This is a genomic window from Streptomyces sp. NPDC052721 (assembly GCF_040678315.1).
Lineage (GTDB): Bacteria > Actinomycetota > Actinomycetes > Streptomycetales > Streptomycetaceae > Streptomyces.
In genome coordinates, this window is the sequence record NZ_JBFATL010000023.1 from 74,198 (window position 1) to 96,300 (window position 22,103).

General features: G+C 69.2%; 17 protein-coding genes and 3 pseudogenes. 7 read left to right on the forward strand and 13 right to left on the reverse strand.

Annotated features, from left to right (window positions below):
• Positions 1–17: 17 nt before the first annotated feature.
• The gene (locus tag AB0L21_RS22225; RefSeq protein ID WP_365785894.1) at positions 18–1,850 is read right to left on the reverse strand and encodes a non-ribosomal peptide synthetase; all 1,833 of its coding nucleotides are present in this window, start codon (positions 1,848–1,850) and stop codon (positions 18–20) included.
• Positions 1,851–2,560: 710 nt separating this feature from the next.
• On the opposite strand from AB0L21_RS22225, the gene AB0L21_RS22230 reads away from it, so the two are divergent.
• The 3 genes from AB0L21_RS22230 to AB0L21_RS22240 all read left to right on the forward strand — a co-directional run bounded on the left by AB0L21_RS22230 (position 2,561) and on the right by AB0L21_RS22240 (position 4,962).
• Positions 2,561–3,001: a MarR family transcriptional regulator gene (locus AB0L21_RS22230; RefSeq protein ID WP_365708091.1), complete on the forward strand. Its 441-nt coding sequence runs from the start codon at positions 2,561–2,563 to the stop codon at positions 2,999–3,001.
• A gap of 985 nt (positions 3,002–3,986) precedes the next feature.
• Positions 3,987–4,589, forward strand: coding sequence for a GNAT family protein (locus tag AB0L21_RS22235; protein WP_365708118.1), 603 nt, complete (start codon positions 3,987–3,989; stop codon positions 4,587–4,589).
• A gap of 40 nt (positions 4,590–4,629) precedes the next feature.
• Complete coding sequence (locus AB0L21_RS22240) at positions 4,630–4,962, forward strand: antibiotic biosynthesis monooxygenase (protein ID WP_365785896.1); 333 nt, start codon at positions 4,630–4,632, stop codon at positions 4,960–4,962.
• A 128-nt stretch (positions 4,963–5,090) separates the two neighbouring features.
• Here the strand turns inward: AB0L21_RS22240 and AB0L21_RS22245 are convergent, their stop codons facing one another.
• Together AB0L21_RS22245 and AB0L21_RS22250 are read right to left on the reverse strand one after the other, a co-directional pair.
• Positions 5,091–6,407, reverse strand: coding sequence for a N,N-dimethylformamidase beta subunit family domain-containing protein (locus tag AB0L21_RS22245; protein ID WP_365708097.1), 1,317 nt, complete (start codon positions 6,405–6,407; stop codon positions 5,091–5,093).
• A gap of 629 nt (positions 6,408–7,036) precedes the next feature.
• Positions 7,037–7,177, reverse strand: a pseudogene (locus tag AB0L21_RS22250) (IS5/IS1182 family transposase); the annotation flags it as partial.
• On the opposite strand from AB0L21_RS22250, the pseudogene AB0L21_RS22255 reads away from it, so the two are divergent.
• Positions 7,163–7,448: pseudogene (locus tag AB0L21_RS22255) on the forward strand (transposase); the annotation flags it as partial. The pseudogenes AB0L21_RS22250 and AB0L21_RS22255 overlap by 15 nt on opposite strands.
• Positions 7,449–7,484: 36 nt before the next feature.
• Here the strand turns inward: AB0L21_RS22255 and AB0L21_RS22260 are convergent.
• On the reverse strand, positions 7,485–8,600 hold the full coding sequence (locus tag AB0L21_RS22260) for an acyltransferase (RefSeq protein ID WP_365708120.1): 1,116 nt from the start codon (positions 8,598–8,600) through the stop codon (positions 7,485–7,487).
• A gap of 558 nt (positions 8,601–9,158) precedes the next feature.
• On the opposite strand from AB0L21_RS22260, the gene AB0L21_RS22265 reads away from it, so the two are divergent.
• On the forward strand, positions 9,159–9,701 hold the full coding sequence (locus AB0L21_RS22265; RefSeq protein WP_365708099.1) for an RICIN domain-containing protein: 543 nt from the start codon (positions 9,159–9,161) through the stop codon (positions 9,699–9,701).
• Between the two features lie 388 nt (positions 9,702–10,089).
• On the opposite strand, the pseudogene AB0L21_RS22270 reads toward AB0L21_RS22265, so the two are convergent.
• From AB0L21_RS22270 to AB0L21_RS22310, 9 genes and pseudogenes are all read right to left on the reverse strand, one after another.
• Positions 10,090–10,191, reverse strand: a pseudogene (locus AB0L21_RS22270) (IS5/IS1182 family transposase); the annotation flags it as partial.
• 146 nt (positions 10,192–10,337) lie between these two features.
• A complete protein-coding gene (locus AB0L21_RS22275; RefSeq protein ID WP_365708101.1) occupies positions 10,338–10,613 on the reverse strand; it encodes a DUF6510 family protein in 276 nt (91 codons plus the stop codon).
• A 37-nt stretch (positions 10,614–10,650) separates the two neighbouring features.
• A complete protein-coding gene (locus AB0L21_RS22280) occupies positions 10,651–11,349 on the reverse strand; it encodes a ferredoxin reductase (RefSeq protein ID WP_365785898.1) in 699 nt (232 codons plus the stop codon).
• Complete coding sequence (locus AB0L21_RS22285; RefSeq protein ID WP_365708104.1) at positions 11,346–11,948, reverse strand: sulfite oxidase-like oxidoreductase; 603 nt, start codon at positions 11,946–11,948, stop codon at positions 11,346–11,348. Before AB0L21_RS22285 ends, AB0L21_RS22280 begins: the two co-directional genes overlap by 4 nt.
• A 259-nt stretch (positions 11,949–12,207) precedes the next feature.
• Complete coding sequence (locus tag AB0L21_RS22290; RefSeq protein ID WP_365708106.1) at positions 12,208–12,933, reverse strand: alpha/beta hydrolase; 726 nt, start codon at positions 12,931–12,933, stop codon at positions 12,208–12,210.
• A 901-nt stretch (positions 12,934–13,834) separates the two neighbouring features.
• Positions 13,835–14,857, reverse strand: a complete 1,023-nt coding sequence (locus tag AB0L21_RS22295) for a LacI family DNA-binding transcriptional regulator (RefSeq protein WP_365785901.1) — start codon at positions 14,855–14,857, stop codon at positions 13,835–13,837.
• Positions 14,858–14,932: 75 nt separating this feature from the next.
• The gene (locus AB0L21_RS22300) at positions 14,933–15,769 is read right to left on the reverse strand and encodes an ATP-binding cassette domain-containing protein (protein ID WP_365708110.1); all 837 of its coding nucleotides are present in this window, start codon (positions 15,767–15,769) and stop codon (positions 14,933–14,935) included.
• Positions 15,766–16,779, reverse strand: coding sequence for an ABC transporter permease (locus AB0L21_RS22305; RefSeq protein ID WP_365708112.1), 1,014 nt, complete (start codon positions 16,777–16,779; stop codon positions 15,766–15,768). The genes AB0L21_RS22300 and AB0L21_RS22305 overlap by 4 nt, the downstream gene beginning before the upstream one ends.
• Before the next feature lie 143 nt (positions 16,780–16,922).
• The gene (locus AB0L21_RS22310) at positions 16,923–17,945 is read right to left on the reverse strand and encodes a sugar ABC transporter substrate-binding protein (protein ID WP_365708114.1); all 1,023 of its coding nucleotides are present in this window, start codon (positions 17,943–17,945) and stop codon (positions 16,923–16,925) included.
• A 222-nt stretch (positions 17,946–18,167) separates the two neighbouring features.
• Between AB0L21_RS22310 and AB0L21_RS22315 the strand changes: the two genes are divergently transcribed.
• Positions 18,168–19,130, forward strand: a complete 963-nt coding sequence (locus tag AB0L21_RS22315; protein ID WP_365708116.1) for a carbohydrate kinase — start codon at positions 18,168–18,170, stop codon at positions 19,128–19,130.
• Between the two features lie 400 nt (positions 19,131–19,530).
• A complete protein-coding gene (locus AB0L21_RS22320; protein WP_365785903.1) occupies positions 19,531–22,092 on the forward strand; it encodes a GH32 C-terminal domain-containing protein in 2,562 nt (853 codons plus the stop codon).
• The last annotated feature ends 11 nt before the right edge of the window (positions 22,093–22,103 follow it).

Here is a 22,103-nt window from a genome sequence, read left to right on the forward strand (position 1 = left end):
CCGCAGCCGGATAACGCCTACTGGGTCTGTGCGGCGGGGTTGCGCCCGGTGTCCCGTGACTGCTCGACGAAGCGCGCCAGCTGCTCCACCGTGCCGTGCCGGAAGACGTCCTCGGTGCTGACCTCCACACCGAAGATCTTCTGCAGCCTGGAGGCGAGCTGGACGAAGTGCAGGGAGTTCCCGCCGTGGCCGAGGAAGGAGTCGGTGGTGGTGAAGTCCTCGGCGCCGGAGATGTCCTTCCACGCCTGGAGTACGACGGTCTCGAGCGGGTTCTGCATGGCTGTGTGGCCTTTCTTCGGGTTGCGGGAGGTGTCCGACGGGTCCGTGAGGGCGGACTGGTCGATCTTTCCGTTCGCGTTTCTCGGCAGGTCGCCGAGGTGGTGGAACGCGGAGGGGACCATGTAGGAGGGCAGTTGGTCTCCCAGGCGGCGTGCCAGGTCGGCGCCGTCCAGCGGCCGTCCGTCGACCGTGGTGTAGAAGGCGGTGAGCGACTTCTCCCCGGCGCCCTCCGGGAACGCCTTGACCACGGCGTCGCCGATCCCGTCGAGAGCGCGCAGGGCGAGGGTCACCGCGGTCAGTTCGACGCGGTAGCCGCGGATCTTGACCATGCTGTCGGCGCGGCCGATGAGGACGATGTCACCGTCCTCGGTGGCGCGGGCCAGGTCACCGGTCAGGTAGCGCGGCCGTCCGTCCGGCCCGGTGACGAACTTGCGGTCCGTGAGTTCCGGGTCGTTCACATAGCCCTGGGCGAGTCCGAGCCCGCCGATGACGAGCTGTCCGGGCGTTCCGGGCGGGCAGGGCCGCAGCGAGTCGTCAAGTACCTCCAGGGTGACCCCGGGCAGGGGGCGGCCCACCGGCACCCGGTTCTCGCGGGTGACGTCCCCGGCACCGTGGATGGGGTACAGGGCGGTGATGGAGGAGTTCTCGGTGCAGCCGTAGCCGTTGTAGATGACCGCGCGCGTCGACCGTGCCGCGCGGCTGAGGTGCTCCGGCGACGGAAAGTCGCCGCTGAGCAGGATCGTCCTGAGGCCCCGCAGGCATTCCGGCTCCTCGTCCACCAGGAGGTTGAACAGACCGCAGGGCAGCGACAGCGCGGTGACGCCGTGCCGGACGATGGCGTCCTTCAGGGCCGGGAGGCTGGGCAGCCCCTGGGGCATCACGACGAGTCGTGCGCCGTGCAGGAAGGCGAGCCAGATCTCGATGGTGGACGCGGCGAAGGAGAACGCCGCGGACTGGACCAGGCAGTCCTGCGGGCCCATGCGCAGGTCCCCGCTGTACGGACCGAGTCGGGCCAGCCCGCGGTGGGCGATGCGGACGCCCTTCGGCCGGCCGGTGGATCCGGAGGTGAACATCAGGAACGCGGTGCCGTCCGGATCGGACACGGCGGGCAGCGCGGCGCCGTCGTCCGGTTCCGCGGCCGTGGTGAGCTCCTCGACCGGTATCCACAGCGGTGCGCCGGGAACACCGGCCGCGACGCCCGGTGTTCCCGCATCGTGCACGACGGCACGGGGCGCTGATTCGGCCACCACGCGGGAGACGAACGGCGCAGGGTGGTCCGGGTTGACCGGCACCACGCAGGCGCCCGCCTTGAGGACGCCGAGCATGACCGCGTAGAGGTCGGGAGACCGGCGCAGATACACGCCGACCCGGTCACCGGGCACCACCTTGCGGGCGCCCAGCCCGCGGGCCACGCGCTCGGCGCGCTCGTTCAGTTGCCGGTAGGTCACGGTCTCCGTGCCGGAGACGAGAGCGACCTGGTGACCGGCGGTCCGCACCACGCGGTCGAAACCCTCGGTGAGGGTCAGGGGAACAGCGGATCGCGCCTCGCCTGATGCATTCTCCGTGAGCACACGTGCTCCTTGCCTCGCTGGCGGATGGCCACGGGGCGTCCACAGCGAGGAGCACATCCGACGTCCAGTGACCGGCTTTTCAAGGAATAAGCACAAATCAACCGAAAGGTGATGGTTGCTGTTCGGAAATCACGTTAGGTCGGTGCTCTTCGGCGTGTCAACCCCGATCTTGAGGCTCCGGACCGGCGCACCGCCCACGCCGGAGCTGCCACTACCCCCGCTCTTCGCGCCCATGCCTGGGCTACCGGCCCCGAACAGAGGGAATTTCGCAGCCGTCGCCGCCGCCGGACCCATGACCGGCACGGCGAACCCTGGCGCCGGGGAGCGCGTTTTCAGCCACCTGTTCACCGTGGGCAAAGCAAACGAGTTACTGACGATGCGTCAACCACTGGTTAACCGGAATAAATCAGTCCGCCCGATGGGAGGAGCCGGAGCGCCGCGCGGCGCGCGTCCGGTCTCGATGGCGCTCACCAGAGATCATCGAACAGATGTTTTCCCCATGGAAATAACTGTTGCGCGAGGGATCGCCTCACCGAGTGGAGCGGTAGACGCTGCCACCCCCGGATCGTTGATAATGGGTAACCAATAGGAGGTCGCCGTCGGCCCGCTCCCGCCCCGAGCCGGCCATGGCGCCTCGTCCCCGACCTGATCATCCGAGGGCGTTGATGACCCGAACCGACAGCCCACGAAGCGCCTCCGAGACCTCGGCCGTGCCAGGCGAACTCGAGGACGCGCTTTCCCACTTGCAGTGCATCCTGGTCGCCCGCCGCACTCGCTCGAATCCGGAAGGCGTCACCTGGCAGCAGTACGACGTCCTGGAGCTGTTGCGCATCCGCGGCCCCATGACTCCCTCGGTGCTGAGTGCCTCGCTGGGGGTGTCACGGGCGACCACGTCCAAGGCACTGCGCGTCCTCAAGGACCTGGAGCTGGTCGGCCAGCGGACGCTCGGCGAGGACCGGCGTGAACTCACCACCTCGCTCACACCGGCCGGCGAGGCCTTCCTCACCCGCGTCGCCGAGCAACGGCGTGAGAACGCCCGCATCGTGGAGGCCGCACTGAGCCCGGGTGAGCGGGCGATGTTCGTCGAGCTGTGCCACAAGGTCGCCGGCGCCCTGGAACCGCACCTCGAACCGGTGGAGGCGCGTCCCTGAGCCGCGGGCCGGGGTGCCGGCCGCGCGGCGCCGCCGGCGTGGGTGGTACCGCCTCGGCCGGGCCAGGCAGGCCCCGCCCGTCCGGGCCCCCCGGCGTGCGCGGCGGCACCACCCGGGGTCCGTACCCACCGGACCTGCTGGTGAGCGCCGTACGGCGGTGCGACGCGCTGTCCGGCCGAGGAGCCGGCGCTGCCGCGCGGGCTCGCACACCACGGCCTGCCCGGACCGCGGCGTGACGTCGCGGGCCCCGCCCTTCATCGCCCCGTTCAGGGTGTCCGCGACCGGTGCGCCGCGGGGCCTGCCCGGCGCCGCCCCCGTAACGCGCCGCCCGTTCGCCGGCAGCGGACGGAGCTACGGGATCGCCGCGGGTCACCGCCCGCCCGGCGGGTTCTCGCACACCGGGTGCGGGTGGAAGTCGTCGAGCGCAGCCCGGCCGGGACGGGGTCCGTGCCCCGGCACAAGCGGTGGATCGGTCAGCAGACGAACGGGATCTTGATGCTCCACCGCGGGCTGGTACGCGACCACGAGCACCGGCCCGCCCGGCCGGGTCCCGGGGGTACCGGGCGATGAGCGACCGGATGTCGAAGATGCCCACCGGCACCTCCACGCCCGCCTGGCGCGGAGCATGACCGGCGGGGAGCTGACGTTGGGGGCGCGGCCGGCGCGGCTGGAGGAGCGGGACCGGGAGATCGCCGAGCAGGCCGAAGGGGCCGCGGAGAGCACCGCGGAGCCGACCGCACTGCTGGACGGGTTCGACACCGCCGCCGAGGAGATCCGGATCACTCGCAAGACGCTGCTGGAGCTGCCCGATCCGCCACTGCCCGTGCCGCCGGCCGCGAAGCTGCCGGACCATCCGGCCTACCGGCAGATCAGCTCCGTCGCGCCGATGAGCGGAGCGGACACGTCTGCCGGCCCGCCGGGAAAACCCGTTGCGAGTGACCCGCGTCGGATGTCTGATGGGTCGGCCACCGACCAGGGAGGGAACATGAGGGCGTCGCTGCCCACCCCCTCGTTGCACACCGCTCGCCTTCGACTGCGTGCCTTCGAAGACGCGGATGCGGACGACCTCTTCGCACTGCAGAGCAGCGCCCACATCCTGCGTTACTGGGACTCGCCACCGTGGACCGAACGCTCGCGCGCCGAGAAGTTCATCACTGCTTGCCGGCGGATGGAACAGGAGGGCACCGGGGTACGGTCGGCCGTGGATCGTGTCTCCGACGGGGCGTTCATCGGCTGGTGCACCCTGAGCAGTTGGAATCCGGACTTCCGCAGCGCGTCGCTCGGCTACTGCTACGACGATGCGGCGTGGGGCCAGGGCTACGCGACCGAGGCCGCGCGCGCTCTGCTGGGGTGGGCGTTCGACACGCTGGACCTGAACCGCGTCCAAGCCGAGGTCGATACGCGCAATGTGGCTTCTGCCCGCGTGCTGGAGAAGCTCGGCTTCGTGCGTGAGGGGACGTTGCGGGAGGACTGCGTCGTCAACGGCGACGTCTCCGACTCGTGGGTCTACGGGCTGCTCAGGCGGGAGTGGCAGCCGTCGTCCGAGCCGGTTCCCGAGGCCGTAGCCACCGAACGATCATGTCAGTAGCCTGGGCTTCATATGCGCCTTACTGTGGAGGGCTTCTCGCATGACCACCTCGTTCGTCCGTCCCGAACCGCCGTATTACGCAGTGATCATCACCACCCGGCCGGCCGCGGATCTCGAGGGCTACGCGGCGATGAGCGAGCGCATGGCCGAACTCGGTGAGATGCAGCCCGGCTATCTCGGCCGCGAGTCACTGACGGACGAGGACGGCCGGGACCTCGTCGTCATCTACTACGCCGACGAGGCGTCGATAGCGGCATGGAAGGCTCACCCCCAACATCTCGAGGCGCAGCGGCTCGGACGTGAACGCTGGTACTCCTCGTACAGCGTGGAAGTCGCGCGGGTGGAGCGCGCCTACGCCTTCAGTCGCGACTGAGGGCGGGATCCCGAGTGCCGGCTGACGCCGGGCCCGTGGGCAGGGGTCGCGGTCCTGCGCGTTGCCTCCCCGGATCTTTCCGTCGTGGGTCCCTACGAGTCGCAGGGCAGGGTTCCGCGGATGCCGCCTCATGCCGGGGTCTTGTACAGCTCGCTGACGTTCGGGCGGGCTGCCGGGCGGTGATGGGCGGCGGGGCCCTGCGCGAAGGCTCGTAGGGCGTTCTCCGTGGTGCGGGTCACGAAGGTGCGGGTACGGGCATCCATTCCGTGGTCGCGGCCACCGTCGGGGGTGCCGGCCATGAGGGCCTCCACCCAGCGCATGGTGCCGGTGGCGAACACGCCCGCGCCGCTGGCAGCCGTGTAGTAGGCCGAGTCGCTGTGGCTGCGGCGGCCACCGCACACCAGGGGAGAGTGGGCCGTTATCTCCAGCGGCTCGGGGACGGGGGCAGCAGGTGTGACCCGGTCGTATTCGACGCCGACCAGGTGGTCGAAGCCGTCGCCGGGCCGTACGCCCGTTCCTTCGTAGAGCCAGTGGTCCGCCGCGTGGACGACGTACGGCGCGTCCGTCGGGTAGCCCTCGTAGAGCACTCCGGTGAGGGAGGACTCGGGGTCCGGTGCCGGGGCCTGGCGGAAGTCGGTGGTCACCAGGGCGGGCTGGGTGGTGTAGAAGGGGTCGTCCTGGGCGGAGGACTTGTAACAGACCACCGTACGGTCCGGCTGCGTGTGCCCCTGCTCGAGGCGGACCCGGCGGAAGCAGGTGTTGGCGCCGAGGAAGAGCACGTTGGTGCCGGTGTCGCGGGCCTTGGTGACATTGCGGCGCTGCTGTGGGGTCCAGTACTCGTCGTGCCCGAGGCAGACGACTGTGGCAGCGCCGTGCAGGACCTCCGGGTCGCGGTGTACATCGGTTCCGGTGGTGTAGGCGAGGGGTATGCCGAGCCGTTCCGCCAGCACCACCGCCGCCCGTTCGTACACCATGAACTTCTCCGCGCCGTCGGCGTCGTAGGGCCGGTCGAAGCTGACGGCCAGGGAACGGGTGGCGTACGCGCCGGAGGCACCGGCGTAGAGGCTGTAGCCGCCCCACCGGTTGTAGGCCTGCCAGGTGGCCGGGGCGTGGATCAGGACGGTTCGGCCGGTGCCCTGCGTGGAGCGCACGATCAGCGGGATGTAGCGCTGGTGGCCGCTGTCCGCCTCCAGCCGCAGCAGATACGCGCCCTCCGGCCACCCGGCCGTGCCGAAGGTGAGCGTGCGCGGCCACTGCGCGCGCACGGTGCGGGTCTCCGGCAGGAAGCGGGGTTCCGGCTGGACGCGCCCGCGTATGCGCTCGGACGACCACACGAGGCGGGCCTGGCTGCCGCCGTACCAGCCGACGCGGAAGGCCGAGACCCGGAAGGACGACGCGGTCGTCGAGACGTACAGGCCGCACTCCTCGCCCGGCGTCACGCTCACCCGGTCCGCGTAGCCGGCGACGGCTTGGGCAGGACCCCGGGACGTGATACGCCAATCGGGTGTCCCCGGCCGGTCCCGTTCCGTTTCCGGCCGGTGGGAGAGGGTCGTCCGGTGGTGCCCGCGCGCGGGAGTGGCCGCGTCGCAGGCCGCGGCCGTCACCGAGGCCATCCCGAGGCCGGCGCACGCTCGGAGAAAGCGCCTGCGTCCCGGCCGCCCCGCGTGTGCCGTCCCGTGGTCCGGACCCCCTTGCCGGGCAGGATCCCTCACCATAACGCCTCCCGTGGTCGGGGCTCGCGCGTCATCCGTCTGTCCGGGCCAAGGTGACACAGCCATGCGGGCCGCGCGCTCTGCTCCCGGGCGCTGGGCGTCACCGGGGGCCGCGGGCGGCGGCGCCCGTGCCACCGCCTGGACCATCCAGACCGTCCGGCGCCGGTGCGCCGGACGATTCCGCGGCGGTTTCCTGAGCCGCGCACGGCTGTCATTCGCTGGGCGGTACGGGGTCCTGGGTCCGCCGCAGGGGTGTCGGTCAGGCGGATGGGGTGGGGCCGGCGGGAGGCATCCCGCCAGCGGCCCGGCCCGGGGTGGAAGGCGTCGGACAGGGGGGACGCCGCCCGGTCTTGGGCCGTGTCCTATGTGGTGAGGCGGACGAGGCGCTTGTAGCAGCAGAGGGCTGCGGCGAGGCCAAGAAAGGCCAGGTAATTGCGGGGATTGCATTCGTAGCGGGGGCTGAGTCGGCGGTAGCCGGACGGCCACGCCCCTCGCCGGTCGACCGGGGCCGGGCCGGCTCAAAGCACCGTCTGATCACCGACGGGCACGCAACCCCGCTCGCGGTCCTGCTGACCGGCGGCAACCGCAACGACGTCACCCAGTTGCTGCCTCTGCTCGACGCGGTCCCACCGGTTCGCGGTCGGGTCGGTCGGCCCCGCCGCAAGCCGGACTCGCTCTTCGCCGACCGCGGCTACGACCACGTGGCTCCCCATCCGCTGGGAACGACGAGCCGACATCCACGAAGCCTTCCTCGCACTCGCCTGCTGCCTGATCACCCACCGACAACTCAGGTCATTATGTTGGCCGTTGTTACTCGCAAAGCCGCTGTCCGTCTTTCGTGCTCCTACCGGACCAGAGGGAACTTCCTTGCGCAATCAAGGACTTCCAGGATCTGTTCTGCTTAAAGGGCATCTCGAAGATCTGGGAGAACAGCCACGCCCCGAGCACCGAAACCGGCAAGGCCAGGACAAGCGTGAACCAGAATGTGGGCAGACCGGGCGACACGAAATGCGGGGCTACTCGGCGAATCACGGCCATGACGATCGGCAGATGGATCAGGTAGAGACTGTAGGAGAAGCTACCGAGGCTCTGAATGGGGCGCGTGGTCAGGAGCCACACGAGGATGGCGGGCCTGCCGGTGGCAACCGCGGCGAGCAGCATCGTCATGGCGGGAGCGATGGCGAGATCCACCCAGAAGTAGTGGTTCACCGTCCAGACGGAACCCTGGATGAGGCCGAGAGCCAGGACGGGCAGAGCGGCCAGTCCGGCGAACCATGCCCACGGCAGGCGTTGGACTCGTTCCGACGCGACAACCACCCCTGCGCCGATCATGCCGGCAACGAATACGGGAGCGAGATGTGGAGCGAGCCAGTTGTTGCCCTCCACGGGAGATGCGTCAGCCGCCATCAGCCCACGGGCGATCACCGGTAGTGTCACGCAGGCGATCAGTACCGTCGCGCTCAACCGCCGCCGCACGAAGAGGAAGAGCGGGAAGAGTAAATAGAGTTCGGCCTCCACTCCGATCGACCAGAACGCGCCGTTCGGTGTGGGAGCGGTGAACATGTCTTGGGCAACGAGGCCGTACACCAGGATTGACGCGCCGGTCGGTGATCCGTAGTGCGAAGCCGACACCACGAACCAGGAAATGATCAGGCTCATGGCCAGCGCTGCCCAATACGGAGGCAGGATCCGCCAGGCGCGCCGGCGCAGGAACTCGCCGACGCCACCCGACCGCCAGTCCTGACGCGCTGGGGAGATCGCCAGGGAGAAGCCGGACAGCACCAGGAAGAAGACGACGGCGAGGCGCCCGAACTTCAGCCCGTCTAGCCACGCAGGCGCGGAACTGTCGGGATAGCCCGGGAAGGTGTACAACCAGCAGTGGAACAAGACCACATACAGTGCCGCGAGTCCACGGAGCCCATCCAGACCCGGTACTTGCCGACGGACGCGTGTCCGGCTCGTCCTCTCCTCCTGTCCCGCCGGGGCGGCTTCATCGAGAGCACTGCTGACTGGACGGCTCGAATCCACTGAAATCGTTCGACCCTTTCTATAGGCACCGTGTACCACACCACCAACGTCTCGGCGGTACGCCGCACGATGCAACCCGCGACCGGCGCGTGCCCGCCGACCCGTTTCCCTGGCAGTACGCCAGGCGGCACGGTGCCGCCCGCAGTGACTGGTACGTAGCGTCCGGCCGGGCAGTTCAAATCCAGGCCCACATGATCCTCGCGTCGCCGGGAGTGGACCTGCGCTCGTGCAGAGGGGTTTCCATCCGGGCCACAAGAACAAGCCAGGGGAACGCTCCCTGGAGCCGGTCCACCCGATGAGCGGTGATCAGCAGCAACGCCTCTGGGGACACAATCGGCGTACCTCATCGAGTAGTTACTTCCAGCCCAACTGCTCGATGGATCTAGCGAACCGCCGCTCACAGTTGGTTGAGTACTACCAGCGATGTCAACACAATCCCATGTAAGGAAACTTGCCATGCGCACAACAAACATAAAAAGGGCACTGCCCGTCATCCTCACCGGCGCGCTGCTGGCGGTGGCCAGTCCGGTGATCGCTCACGCGCAGTCGTCGCAGGGCAGTGACCCCAAGTCGTCCGAGATCAAGACCGGGTATTCGCACCTGAAGAACCTAAAGTCCGGCAAGTATCTGCAGGCTGCGAGCACCGCCAACGGCGCCAAGGTCACCCAACAGACCTACGACGGTCCCAGCACCTTGCAGCAGTGGGACATCTACACGTTCGACGGCTACTACACGTTCGAGAACGTCGCCGCCGGCAGAAACCTCGGCATCGACGGTGCCAGCACGTCGGCCGGGGCGGCGGCCATCATCGCAAACGGGTCCAGTGACCTCAATCAGGACTGGGCGGTGGACTGGACCGTCTACGACGGGGACTACTTCGCGCTGAAGAACCGCAAGAGCGGTCTGTGCCTGGGCATTTCTGGCGCCAGCACCGCCAACGGTGCACAGGCCGCCCAGTTCAAGTGTGACGGATCAGCCAACCAGGGCTGGGCCTGGTGATGCAACGAGCCGATCGCCATGGGTTCGGGTTCGCGGCTTTGTCGACGTCGTCCAGCGGTGGGGGGCCAGTCGGCTCGCTCCAGCCGAGTTGAACTTCCCTGGTGAACACGAGAGACCTCTGCCTCGGCCTCCTGGGCGCGAGCACCTGCGGCGGCGCGCGGTCACCCGAATGCTCCGGCGTGCTCCCGACTGAGGAGCTCCTGGCCTTGGCTTGAGCTGTTCCGGGTATGCGCCGCCGTGGTGCCCCGGCCTTCCCCGGTCTGGGCGCAACGGCTTGTTCCCGGAGCCGGCGACCTGTGGATGGGAGGCCGCCGCCGACGCTGGAACGAGCCGAGCTCGTCGGGGAGGTCCCGCCAGGGCGAGTTGGTGCGGTACTTCCACGCGATGAGGGCCGACCGACCCGACCGCCAACCGGCGGCACCGCGTCGAGCAGGGGCAGCAGCTGGGTGACGTCGTTGCGGTTGCCGCCGGTCAGCAGGACCGCGAGCGGGGTTGCGTGATCGACCGTGCTCTGGACGCCGGTGCGGTGGGGGTTGCCGATCGCCGAGTGCGGCGCGCAGCTGGGCCACGGGGTCGACGTCGGCGGCGGTGACTGGCCCCCCGTACGCCAGAGCACGATGGGTTGTGCAGGCCGGGTCACCGCAGGGTGAAGCGAAAGGAGCCGCCACTGCCTCCCAGTTGGAGCCACAGGTGCTCGGGCTGTCGTACCAGGTTCAGGGCGATGGCGGAGCATCCCGGGCAGCGGGCGGTCAGCCCCGGCTGGGGTCCGTAGACGTGGAGTTGGGCCGTCGTCGACGGGATACGGCAGGTGGGGCAGAGCCACAGGGCCGTGGTGGGGTCGACGGCGAGGACCTCCGACAGCGGTCCGGCCAGTGCGTTGCCGTCGAGGTGACGAGGGGGATGCTGGTGCACAAGGACTCCTGGACATCAGGGCTGGACGGCGATGGGCTCAGCCGAAGCGTTCCGTTCGGATGTGGTCGGCCGGATACCCCGCGGCGATGAGCAGGCCGGCGACATGTTCGACGAAGCCGGTCGGACCGCAGACGTAGCAGCGGGTCCGGTCAGGGGGGAGCAGGCCGTCCAGATCGCGAGCGGTGATGCGTCCGGCCGGGCGGTCTGCGCCCTCCGGCGCCCGCCGGGTGTACACATAGCGCGTCCGGACGGTCCTGTCGCGGTCCAGTTCCGCCCGGTACCAGATCTGGTCGGGATCGCGTACGGAATAGACCAGGGCGAAGGCGGTGTCCGTCTCCGCCGCCTGCCGCTGTCTGAGCATCGCCATGAGGGGGACGATGCCGGATCCCCCGGCGATCAGCAGCACGGGCTCGCGGTTCTCGGGCCGCCACACGAACCAGCCGCCCAGCGGCCCCTTGACCTCGACCTGCGCACCGAGAGGCAGGGTGTCCGCGAGATAGGGCGACACTTCGCCGCCGGCTACCGCCTGCACGCCCAGCTCGATGGCGCCGTCGCGCGGGGGTCCGGCGAGGGAGTAACTGCGTACGGCCTGGTAGCCGTCGTCAGCGGTGAGCCGTACGTCGACATGCTGCCCCGGCAGGTGCCCGGGCCAGCGTGGCACAGCGAAGCTGAGCGAGCGGCCGGTCGCCGTCAGGTCCGTACGACGTACGAGACGGGCCGGCTGCCAGCCGTTCACTGGTCGTCCCAGTGACGCTGCTCGCGCCAGGGGTCGCCGTAGTTGTGGTAGCCGGCCGTCTCCCAGAAGCCCGGCTCGTCCTGCAGCGTCAGCCGTAGCGTCCTGACCCACTTGGCCGACTTCCAGAAGTACAGGTGCGGAATCACCAGTCGGGCGGGCCCGCCATGTTCGGGTGACAGCGGATAGCCGTCGTAGGTGTGCGCGAGCCACGCCTTGCCGTCGGTGAGGTCCTCCAGCGGCAGGTTCGTGGTGTAACCGTCGTACGACTCCGCGACCACGAAGTCCGCGGCGGTCTCGACCTCGTCGAGGAAGACGTCCAGGGAAACGCCGCGCCAGGTCGTGTCGAACTTCGACCACCGCGTGACGCAGTGGATGTCGACGGTGGGCTCCTCCTGCGGCAGAGCCATCATGTCCGCCCAGGTCCAGGACCGGCTCTGCCCGTCCTCACTGGTGACGGTGAACGACCACGTCTCGGTCGGCACGTGCGGGGAGGGGCCGGCGGACAGTACGGGGAACGATTCCGTCGGATACTGCCCCGGAGGCAGCCGATCCTCGAATCGATGCGTGCGCCCCTGGAATCCAGGAGAGAAATTGCCCATGCCCGTCTATTCCTCCCGTTCCGGTTCGGATCTCGCCCGCCGCGCATCGAGGTCGGCCTGCGGAATATCATCGGCGAGGACCGGTAGTGGGTCGACCCACGACGCGAGCGGGTCGCGTGTTTCTTTCATGGCGTGCACTCCTGGACGTGCACGGTTTGCGGTTTCTCAGTCCTCTGTCCGCTCACACGTGTGCGCTGATGGTGCGCGGCCATGAGCCGCGCACCTGCACCCCTTCCATGGCGTGCGGACTGACCCGGCGCTACTTGGTGGTGGCCTCGATGGCCTCTTCGATCAGGGCCACGACGCGCTCAGGGTGGGCGAGCATGACGAGGTGGGAGGAGTCGACCTCGATGGTCGTCATGCCGGCTCGCTTGTAACCGAAGCGCTCGACATCAGGGTTGATGGTGTGGTCCGAAGAAGAGACCAGGCCCCAGGACGGCTTGGTCTTCCACGCCGCGGCCGGAGCGGCGTCCGCGAAGGCCTGCGCGGCCAGCGGACGCTGGGACACAGCCAGAACGGCCGCCAGGTCGGGGTCGACATCGGCGGCGAAGATGGCCGGGAACTTGTCGGTCTCCACCGACACGTCGGTGCCCGGCGTGTCCGAACCCTCGATCGGGAAAGGCGTGTAGACAAGGGCCGCCGCCAGATCGGAGTCGGGGAACTTCCCCTGCAGCTCCCCCAGACTCTCACCCTCCTCCAAAGCGTAACCGGACAGATAAACCAGCGCCCGGACGTTATCCTCCACACCGGCGACCGTGATGACGGCACCACCGTAGGAATGGCCGACCAGGATCACCGGTCCCTCGATCTGACGGATGACCGAGGCGACATAGGCGGCGTCCCCGATCAGACTGCGGTTCGGCACAGCCGGAGCGACAACCTTCAAGCCACGTTTCAGCAGCTCGGGAATGACACTGGCGTAACTGGAAGCGTCGGCGAACGCCCCGTGTACCAGGACGACAGTCGGACTCTCGGAACGGGACATGACATCTCTTTCGCTCAGTGATTCAGGACCTGGTCGTAGAACCCGACCAGGAGAGTCTGACGCGCTGTGCCCATCAGCCGGTAGCTAGTCGGCTTCTCGCCGGCGCGAAATCGCAGGGGGACGGAAAAATCCCGGAAAGCGTCATCGACAACCAATACGAACACGAACGACACTAGAGCAAAATCAAGGCCGGACTTGCCCGTGTGTGCACACGCTCGGGTCCAGGGGCGCCCTACCGGGGCCGCGGGGTCTGGTGTCCAAGGCGGCGGGTAAGCATCAACGGCCGTCCTTCGGCCGCTCCCCGGGGCGGCCGACCGCGTGGGCTACCGGATCGAATCGATCGAGCCGGCAAGGGCCGGCGGTACCGATCGGCTCGTCGCGGTGGGGCGCGGCCTGTTCGCGACGTTCCCGACCGATCCGGTCCGAACATCGTGGAACTGCCGGGCGGACCGGGTATCCGCCTCGTCCACGCCGTGCGCGGCGGCGGCAAAATCCACGTGGCATCCGACGGGTCGGCATTGTTCGCCGGCTCGGCCGTCGGCTTCGATGACGGGCTCGGCGCGTTCCGCGAGGCGTGCGTAACCCCGTCGAGAAGGTGGAGCCCTCGCGTGGGGGTGCGAGCGAGTGATCCGGCGGCACGCTTGCGACCGATTCCGCCCAGCCGTGGTCGCCGCAAGGCGAAGGGAACGGACGTCGGACAGATGCTTGCCGCGCCCACTCCCGGCGCTGGAAGTGGGCGCGGCTTGAGTGGCGGCACCGGTTGAGCCGAGGCCGCCGCGGTGGTCGGCCTCCAGCGTTCAACCGGCACATCCATGAACCCCTCGCAAGAGGGGCAGAGCCACCCTGACCTGTAGCAAGTCCGTCGGTCCAGGCCCGGACACCGCCTCCCTGGTCATGCCTCCTACGGCATCGGAGCGGGCCGTTCCCCCGAACCGCGGACGATCAGGCGGGTGGGAACGGTGATGCTGCGGGCGCGGGAGCGGTCGCCGTCCAGACGGGCCAGGGCGGTGGTCGCCGCCGTTCGGCCGATCTCTTCGGGGTTTTGTGCGACGACGGTCAGGGCCGGTTCGAGTGCCTCGGCGAGTTCCACGTCGTCGAAGGCGATGACGGCGACGTCCTTCCGTTTGGTGCGGGCGAGTTCGGTGATGATGCCCAGGGCGACAATGTTGTTGCCGGCGAACAGGGCGGTGGGAGGATCCGCCAGGCTCAGGAGCCGGGAGGTCGCGGTGGAGGCCCCGTGCTGGTCGTGGGCATCGGTGACCAGGGAGCGGTCGTACGGGATGTCGGCTTCCTGGAGGGCCGCGCGGTATCCGGCCAGGCGCTCGCGCCGGGTGTAGAGCTTGGTGGGGAGGTCGCCGACGAAGCCGATGCGGCGGTGGCCGTGGGCGATCAAGTGGGCGACGCCGTCGTGGGCGCCCGCGCGGTTGGAGCTGACGACGCTGTCCGTGGACAGGCCCACGCCCGGACGGTCGAGGAAGACGACGGGCAGGCCCGCGGCGCGGTGGGTCTTGAGGTGGGAGTGGTCGGCGCCGACGGACGGCACGACCATGAGGATGCTGACGCGGCGGGCGAGGAACTTGTCCGTCAGGGCGCGTTCGCGGTCGGGGTCGTCTGCGGAGGAGCCCATGAGCAGGGTCAGTCCGCGGTCGCGGACGGTGTCCTCGATGCTGCGGGCCACGGCTCCGAAGAAGGGGTTGCCGAGGTCGGGGATGACCAGGCCGATGGTGGTGTCGGGTCCGCCGACACGGATGTTGCGTGCCATGAGGTTCGGCTGGAAGCCGAGCTTGGCCACGGCGGCGAGCACCTGTTCCCTGGTCTGGGCCGAGGCGGGCCCGTCCTCGTTGAGGACGCGGGAGACGGTCTTGGCGCTGACGCCCACTTCTCGGGCGACGTCGGCCAGGGTGGGCCTGCGGTTCGCTGCCATGGAGGAACGCTCTCCTGTGCTCGTCGGTTCCGGCCGCGGCCTCGGCCGGATTCCGTCGAGCGTCGAGTGATGTGGTCAGGTGGCCTGGACTCCCGCGGCCTTCGCCGCTTCGGAATCCGCTACGACAGTATCTCCGGCCGCGTCCACGGTGAGTGCGCCGGTCATGATGGCGACGACCTCCGCCATGGAGTAGTCGGAGGGCTTGATCACGGCAGCGCGCCGACCCAGCCGGTGGACGTGGATCCGGTCGGCGATCTCGAAGACGTGGGGCATGTTGTGGCTGATCAGGACGACCGGCATGCCCTTGTCCCGGACGCGGCGGATGAGGTCGAGGACCTGGCCGGACTCCTTGACACCGAGGGCGGCGGTGGGTTCGTCCATGACGACGACGCTGCGGGCCCAGGCGACGGAACGGGCGACCGCGACGGCCTGCCGCTGCCCGCCGGAAAGGGTCTCGACCGACTGGGTCAGCGAGCGCAGGCCGATCTTCAGGTCGGCCATGTGCTCGGCGGCCTCCTGGCGCATGCGCTTCTTGTCGAGCATGCGGAAGACATTGCCGAGGACGCCGGGGCGGCGCAGTTCCCGGCCGAGGAACATGTTGGACGCGATGTCCATGGAGGCGGCCACGGCGAGGTCCTGGTAGACCGTCTCGATGCCGTGGGCCCGTGCGCTCTGCGGCCCGGAGAACTGGATCGGCTTGCCACCCAGCCGGATCTCGCCCGCGTCGGGGACCAGCGCACCGGTAAGTGCCTTGATCAGGCTGGTCTTTCCGGCGCCGTTGTCGCCGATGACGGCGAGGACCTCGCCGGGCAGCAGGTCGAAGTCGGCTCCGTCGATGGCGGTGACATGGCCGTAGCGCTTGACCAGACCGCGGGCCTGCAGGACGGGGGTGGGGGCGGAGGTGGCGGTCATCGGGCCTTCTTCCGGGAGATCTGGTCGACGGTCACCGCGAGGATCACCAGGACTCCGGTGATCAGCGTCTGGTAGATGGAGGCGACGCCCATCAGCTGCAGGCCGTTGCGGAAGACGCCGACGATGAGGACGCCGATGAAGGTGCCCAGCACCGAGCCGCGTCCGCCGAAGAGGCTGGTGCCGCCGAGCACCACGGCGGTGATGCTGTCGAGGTTGTCGGTCTGTCCGGCCTGGGGGTCACCGACCCCGGTGCGGGAGATGAGCAGCAGGGCTGCGATGCCGTACAGCAGGCCGGCGACGGTGTAGATGCCGATGGTCAGGCGGGAGGTGCGGATGCCGTTCAGTCGCGCGGCTTCCTGGCTGTTGCCCAGGGCGTAGACGTGCCGGCCCCAGCTGGTGCTGCTCAGCGCGTAGGCGAGGAGGAGGAACAGGGCGATCGTGACCAGGGAGCCGTAGGTGATGTCGGTGTGGCCGAGCGGGAAGGTCTGGCCGAGGGCTGTCAGCGGGCCGGGCAGGTTGGTGACCGTCTGCTCCTCGGAGTAGATGTGGGTCAGTGCGAACGCCACGTTGAGCATGCCGAGGGTGACGATGAACGGAGGCAGCGGGATCTTCTGCACCAGCAGTCCGTTGAGCAGCCCGAAGCCGGCGCAGACGGCCAGGCCCAGCGCGATGGCGAGGAGCGGGGGCAGGGAGCCCTCGGCGGCCATCTTTGCGATCATGATGCTGCCGAACGCCATCACGGCACCGCACGACAGGTCGATGCCCGCGGTGAGGATGATCAGGGTCTGACCGATGGCGAGGGTGCCGACGACCATGACCTGCTGCACGATCAGCGAGAAGTTGCCGCCGGTGAGGAACTGGTCGGTGGAGAAGGAGAAGAAGACGCAGGCCAGGAGGAGGGCGACCAGCGGGCCGGTGGTCGGTGCCGTGAGCAGTCTGCGGGCCGTGGTCGGCGCTTTGAGCTCGGCGTACGGCGAGGACGTGCTCGGGGGCGTGGACGTGGCGGTCATGCGAAGTCCTTGTCGGAAGACAGAAGTCCTTGTCAGTCCTTGTCGGAGGACAAGGCGAGAAGGAGGCGGCCGTCCCTGGTCGGGGAGGGGGTCGGCCGCCCCGACCAGGGGTGTCGAACGGTGGGTCGGGGGCCAGGAGCGGCTCAGCCCCAGCAGTTGTCCAGGCCGTAGGCGGTGTCCTTGGAGGCGGCACCGTCCTGCGCCTTGTCGGTGATCAGGGTGACGCCGGTGTCGGTGTAACCGGACGCCTTCTTGCCGTCCTTGGCGTACGTCACGACGGCCTTGACGCCTTCGGCGGCCATCTTCAGCGGGTACTGCTGCGAGGTCGCCGCGATCTTGCCGTCCTTGACGGCCTGGGTGCCGGTGCAGCCGCCGTCGACGGAGACGATGAGGACGTCCTTCTCCCGGCCCTTGGCCTTCAGTGCGGTGTACGCGCCCAGCGCGGCCGGTTCGTTGATCGTGTAGACGACGTTGATGCCGGGTTCCTTCTGGAGGCAGTTCTCCATGGCGGTCTGCCCCTTGGCCTGGTCGCCTCCGGTGTCCTGGGAGCAGACGACGGAGGGGTCGCCGTCCTTGATGCCGAAGCCCTTGAGGAAACCGTTGTGCCGCTGGACGCCGACGGAGACGCCCGGCGCGAGGTCCAGGGTGGCTATCTTCGCGGGCTTGCCCTTCATGGCGGCCTTGGCGTACTCGCCGATCAGCTCACCGGCCTTGAGGTTGTCGGTGGCGAAGAGGGCGTCGACCGCGCTTTCCGGGTCGGTCGGGGTGTCCAGGGCGATGACCAGGACTCCCTTGGCCTTGGCCTTCTCGATCGCCGGCACGATCGCCTTGGAATCGCTGGGGGTGATCAGGATGCCCTTCACCCCGGCGGCGACCATGTTCTCGATGGCGGTGACCTGACCGGCGTTGTCCCCGTCGAACTTGCCCGCGGCGGTCATCAGTTGGACGCCGTCCGCCTTGGCGGCCTTCTCCGCGCCTTCCTTCATCTTCACGAAGAACGGGTTGGTGTCGGTCTTGGTGATCAGACCGACCTTGACGCTGCCCGAACCGGAGCCGGCGGTGTCCGATCCGGAGCCGGATCCGCAGGCCGTCAGGGTGAGGGCTGCCAGGCCGGTGCACGCGGCGGCTCTGAGGAGGGCCGAGGGCAGACGAGGGGTGCGAGACATGAAGGACTCCTGCGGGATCGCGGGCGGTGCGGCGGCATCGGAGCATGCCGTCCCGTGGTGTCATCGTTGACTTATGTCATCGTTGACACTGCTTGCCGAGGATGATGGACTCCGCCTCCCGGCAACGTCAATGCCTCGCACCCGACACAAGTCCGTAACGGCCGCGGCGGATGCCCGATCCGTGCCCGCTGCCGCCCGTGCGTTCGCAGAGAAGAGCAGCCCATGAGCCCGAGCCAGATCACCGTCCTGGGGGAGTGCGTCGCGGACGCGTTCACCGAGCCCGCGAGCACCTCCAGCGAACTCGCCCTGCGCGTCCTGCCCGGCGGCGGACCTGCGAACACGGCCGTCGCCCTGGCCCGCCTCGGCACCCCGGCCCGCTTCCTCGCACGGCTGTCAGGCGACGTGTTCGGCCGCCTGTTCCGTGCCCACCTGGAGGCATCCGGGGTGGACCTGTCGAGCGCTGTCGAGGCCGCGGAGCCCAGCACACTGGCCGTGGCGGAGCTGGACGCCGACGGGCAGGCCGCCTTCTCCTTCCACGCGCAGAACACGGCCGACTGGCAGTGGACAGCCGAGGAGCTGGCGGGGGTGGACCTGACCGGGACCACCTGCGTGCACACGGGATCCCTGGCCCTGGTCCGGGAACCCGGAGCAGCGGTGGTGGAGGATTTCCTGGCGGCGGCAGCCCCTCGGACGACCGTCAGCATCGACCCCAACGTCCGGCCACTGCTGGTGGATCCCGAGGTCTACCGGGCCCGGCTGGCGCACTGGTGCGATCTGGCCGATGTGCTCCGGCTGAGCGAGGACGACCTGCACCTCCTGCTGCCGGGCACGCCGCCCGAGCAGGCGTGCGACATCTGGCACGCGGCCGGGGCGCGGCTGGTCGTGATCACGCGCGGTGCCGACGGCGCCCTGGCTTCACTCGACGGCGAACGGCTGCAGGTGCCCGCGGTGGCGACACGGGTCGTCGACACGGTGGGGGCAGGGGACTCCTTCACGGCCGGGCTGCTGCACCACCTCGGGGCCCGCGGCCTCCTCGGCGGCCGGCTGACGGAACTCCGCCTCGACGATGTCGCCGAAGCCTGCCGGTTCGCCGCTCACGTTGCGGCCGTGACCTGCTCGGTCGCCGGTCCCAACCCGCCGTGGCAGAGCGAGTTGGCACGGCCCGCGCCAGTCGGGCGCGGCTAGGTCCTGTCGTCAAACTCCCGTCGTCCGCCCGGAGGGCGGGCCGCGCGGCGTCAGGTGCGTGCTCTCGGCGTGCCGGGCCCGGGCCCTCGTACTGGATGTACTTGGGTCGGGGCCCGGTGCGGCGAGAGTGCGTGCATGGCGTCGCGCGGCAGACGGGAGTTCGACGACAGGGCCTAGACGGGCAGCCCGGCCGCGCCGGGGAATCAGGACCGCACCGTTGACGCGATAGCCGGATTACCCCCATCATCGGGCCCACTTGATGTCATCGATGACACAAGTCAACGATGACACCTCCTTGCCGAGGCGCCGCGGACGACGGCGCCGGCAAGGCGTCACTTTCCGTCCGTCCGTGCCGGGCAGCAGGCCCCGCGGCGTGGACGGCCGCAGCACAGGAGACACCATGAGCCCTGGACGTGTATCCCCTCATGCCCGCACGCGGCTGATCGCGGCGGTGGCGACCGTCTGCGCCCTGTCCGCAGCCCCGCTCGCCCCGCAGGCCGTCGCTGCCGACACCCCGCCGTACTCCGAGACCTATCGCCCCCAGTTCCACTTCACCCCGGGGACGAACTGGATGAACGACCCCAACGGCCTCGTGTACTACAAGGGCGAGTACCACCTCTTCTACCAGTACAACCCGAACGGCAACTCCTGGGGTGACATGTCCTGGGGGCACGCGGTGAGCAAGGACCTCGTGCACTGGAAGGAGCTGCCGCTCGCCCTGTCGCACGACGACGAGGAGATGGTGTTCTCCGGCAGTGCCGTCGTCGACCGGGACAACACCACGGGCTTCGGCACCAAGGAGAACCCGCCCATGGTGGCGATCTACACCAGCGCCTACAAGAACGGCGGCAAGCAGGCCCAGTCGCTCGCCTACAGCACCGACCGCGGCCGCACCTGGACCAAGTACCAGGGCAATCCCGTCATCGACATCGGCTCCAAGGAATTCCGCGACCCCAAGGTCCAGTGGTACGCACCCACCAAGAGCTGGCTGATGACGGTGTCGCTGTCCACCGAGCACAAGGTGCGGTTCTACTCGTCGAAGAACCTCAAGGACTGGCGTCCGCTCAGCGAGTTCGGCCCGGCCGGTGCGACGGGCGGCGTGTGGGAGTGCCCCGACCTGTTCCCCCTCGCGGTCGACGGCGACGAGAACAACATCAAGTGGGTCCTGGTCGTCAACATCAACCCCGGGGGCATCGCGGGAGGTTCGGCCGCCCAGTACTTCGTCGGCGACTTCGACGGTGAGAAGTTCACCGCCGAGGACAAGGGCACCTACACGCCGCCCACCGGCACGGTGGTGCAGGACTTCGAGAGCGGCGACTTCGGTGCGTGGACGACCACCGGCACCGCGTTCGGCCAGGCACCGGCAGCCGGGGCGCTGGACGGGCAGGGAACGGTCGACGGCTTCGACGGCAAGGGCCTCGCCAACAGCTTCCACGGAGGTGACGGCACCACCGGCACCCTCACCTCACCCGAATTCACCGTCGACAGCCCCTACCTGAACTTCAAGGTCGGCGGCGGACGGCACCCGCACGTGTCCGGAACCGTCATGGAGCAGGGGCCTCCACCCGCGGGGACGCTCCTCGCCGACTTCGAAGGCGGCAGCTACGGCGACTGGACGAAGACCGGAGACGCCTTCGGCCCGGCACCGGCCACCGGCACCCTCCCCAACCAGCAGGAGGTCTCCGGATTCCTGGGCAGCGGCCTGGTCAACACCTACCTGGACGGGGACTCGGCGACCGGCACCCTCACCTCGCCTGCATTCACCGTCGACAAGAAGCACATCAACTTCCTCATCGGCGGCGGCCACCACCCGGCGGGCTCCGCCGACCCAACCGCCGTCGAACTCCTCGTGGACGGCCAGGTCGTGCGCAGTGCCACCGGAAAGGACGCCGAGGCGCTCAACTGGGCTTCGTGGGACGTCAGCGACCTCGCCGGCAAGGAGGCGCGGATCAGGATCGTGGATGACCACACCGGCGGCTGGGGCCACATCAACGTCGACCACATCATGCTGTCCGACACCGAGGCCCAGCCCGTCTCCCAGGAGACGTCCGTCAACCTGATGGTCGACGGCGAGGTCGTCCGCAGCGCCACCGGCTCCAACAGCGAGACCCTGGACTGGGCCTCCTTCGACCTGCGTCCCTACGCCGGCAAGAAGGCACGCATCCAGATCGTCGACATGAACACCGCCGGCTGGGGCCACATCCTGGCCGACCGGTTCACCTCGGCCGACGAGCCCGCCGAGTCCGTCGTGCAGCGCGCCGACTGGGCGGACTACGGCAAGGACTACTACGCGGCGGTGTCCTGGGAAGACGCGCCGGGCGGCAAGCGGTACATGATCGGCTGGATGAACAACTGGGACTACGGCGGCGCCATCCCCACCTCACCCTGGCGCGGCGCACAGAGCGCCCCCCGGGAGATGGCCCTGCGCACCGTCAACGGCCGACTCCGGCTGACCAGCGAGCCGGTGAGCAGCCTGGAGTCCCTACGGCAGAAGCGCCTGGTGACGGCGGCCGGCGTCACCGTCAAGAGCACCACAAAGCCCCTGACCGGCCCCGCGGCCCAGGGCAAGGCACTCGACATCGAGGCCACCTTCGCCCTCAAGGACGCCGAACGCTTCGGCCTGAAGGTGCGCACCGGCGCCGGAGGCGAGGAGACCGTCATCGGCTACGACACCACGACACAGGAGCTGTACGTCGACCGAACCCGCTCCGGCGCCGTGGACTTCGACAGCACCTTCCCCGGCGTCCAGCGAGCACCGCTGCGGGCCGAGAACGGCAAGGTGAAACTGCGGATCCTCGTCGACTGGTCGTCCGTCGAGGTCTTCGGCGGCAGCGGCGAAGCGGTGATCACCGACCAGATCTTCCCCGACCCCGACAGCCAGGGAGTGCAGGTCTTCGCCGAGAACGGCTCGGTGAAGCTGGACCGGGCCCGCGTCTGGCACCTCGACTCCTACCGCGACTGACCTCACCTCAC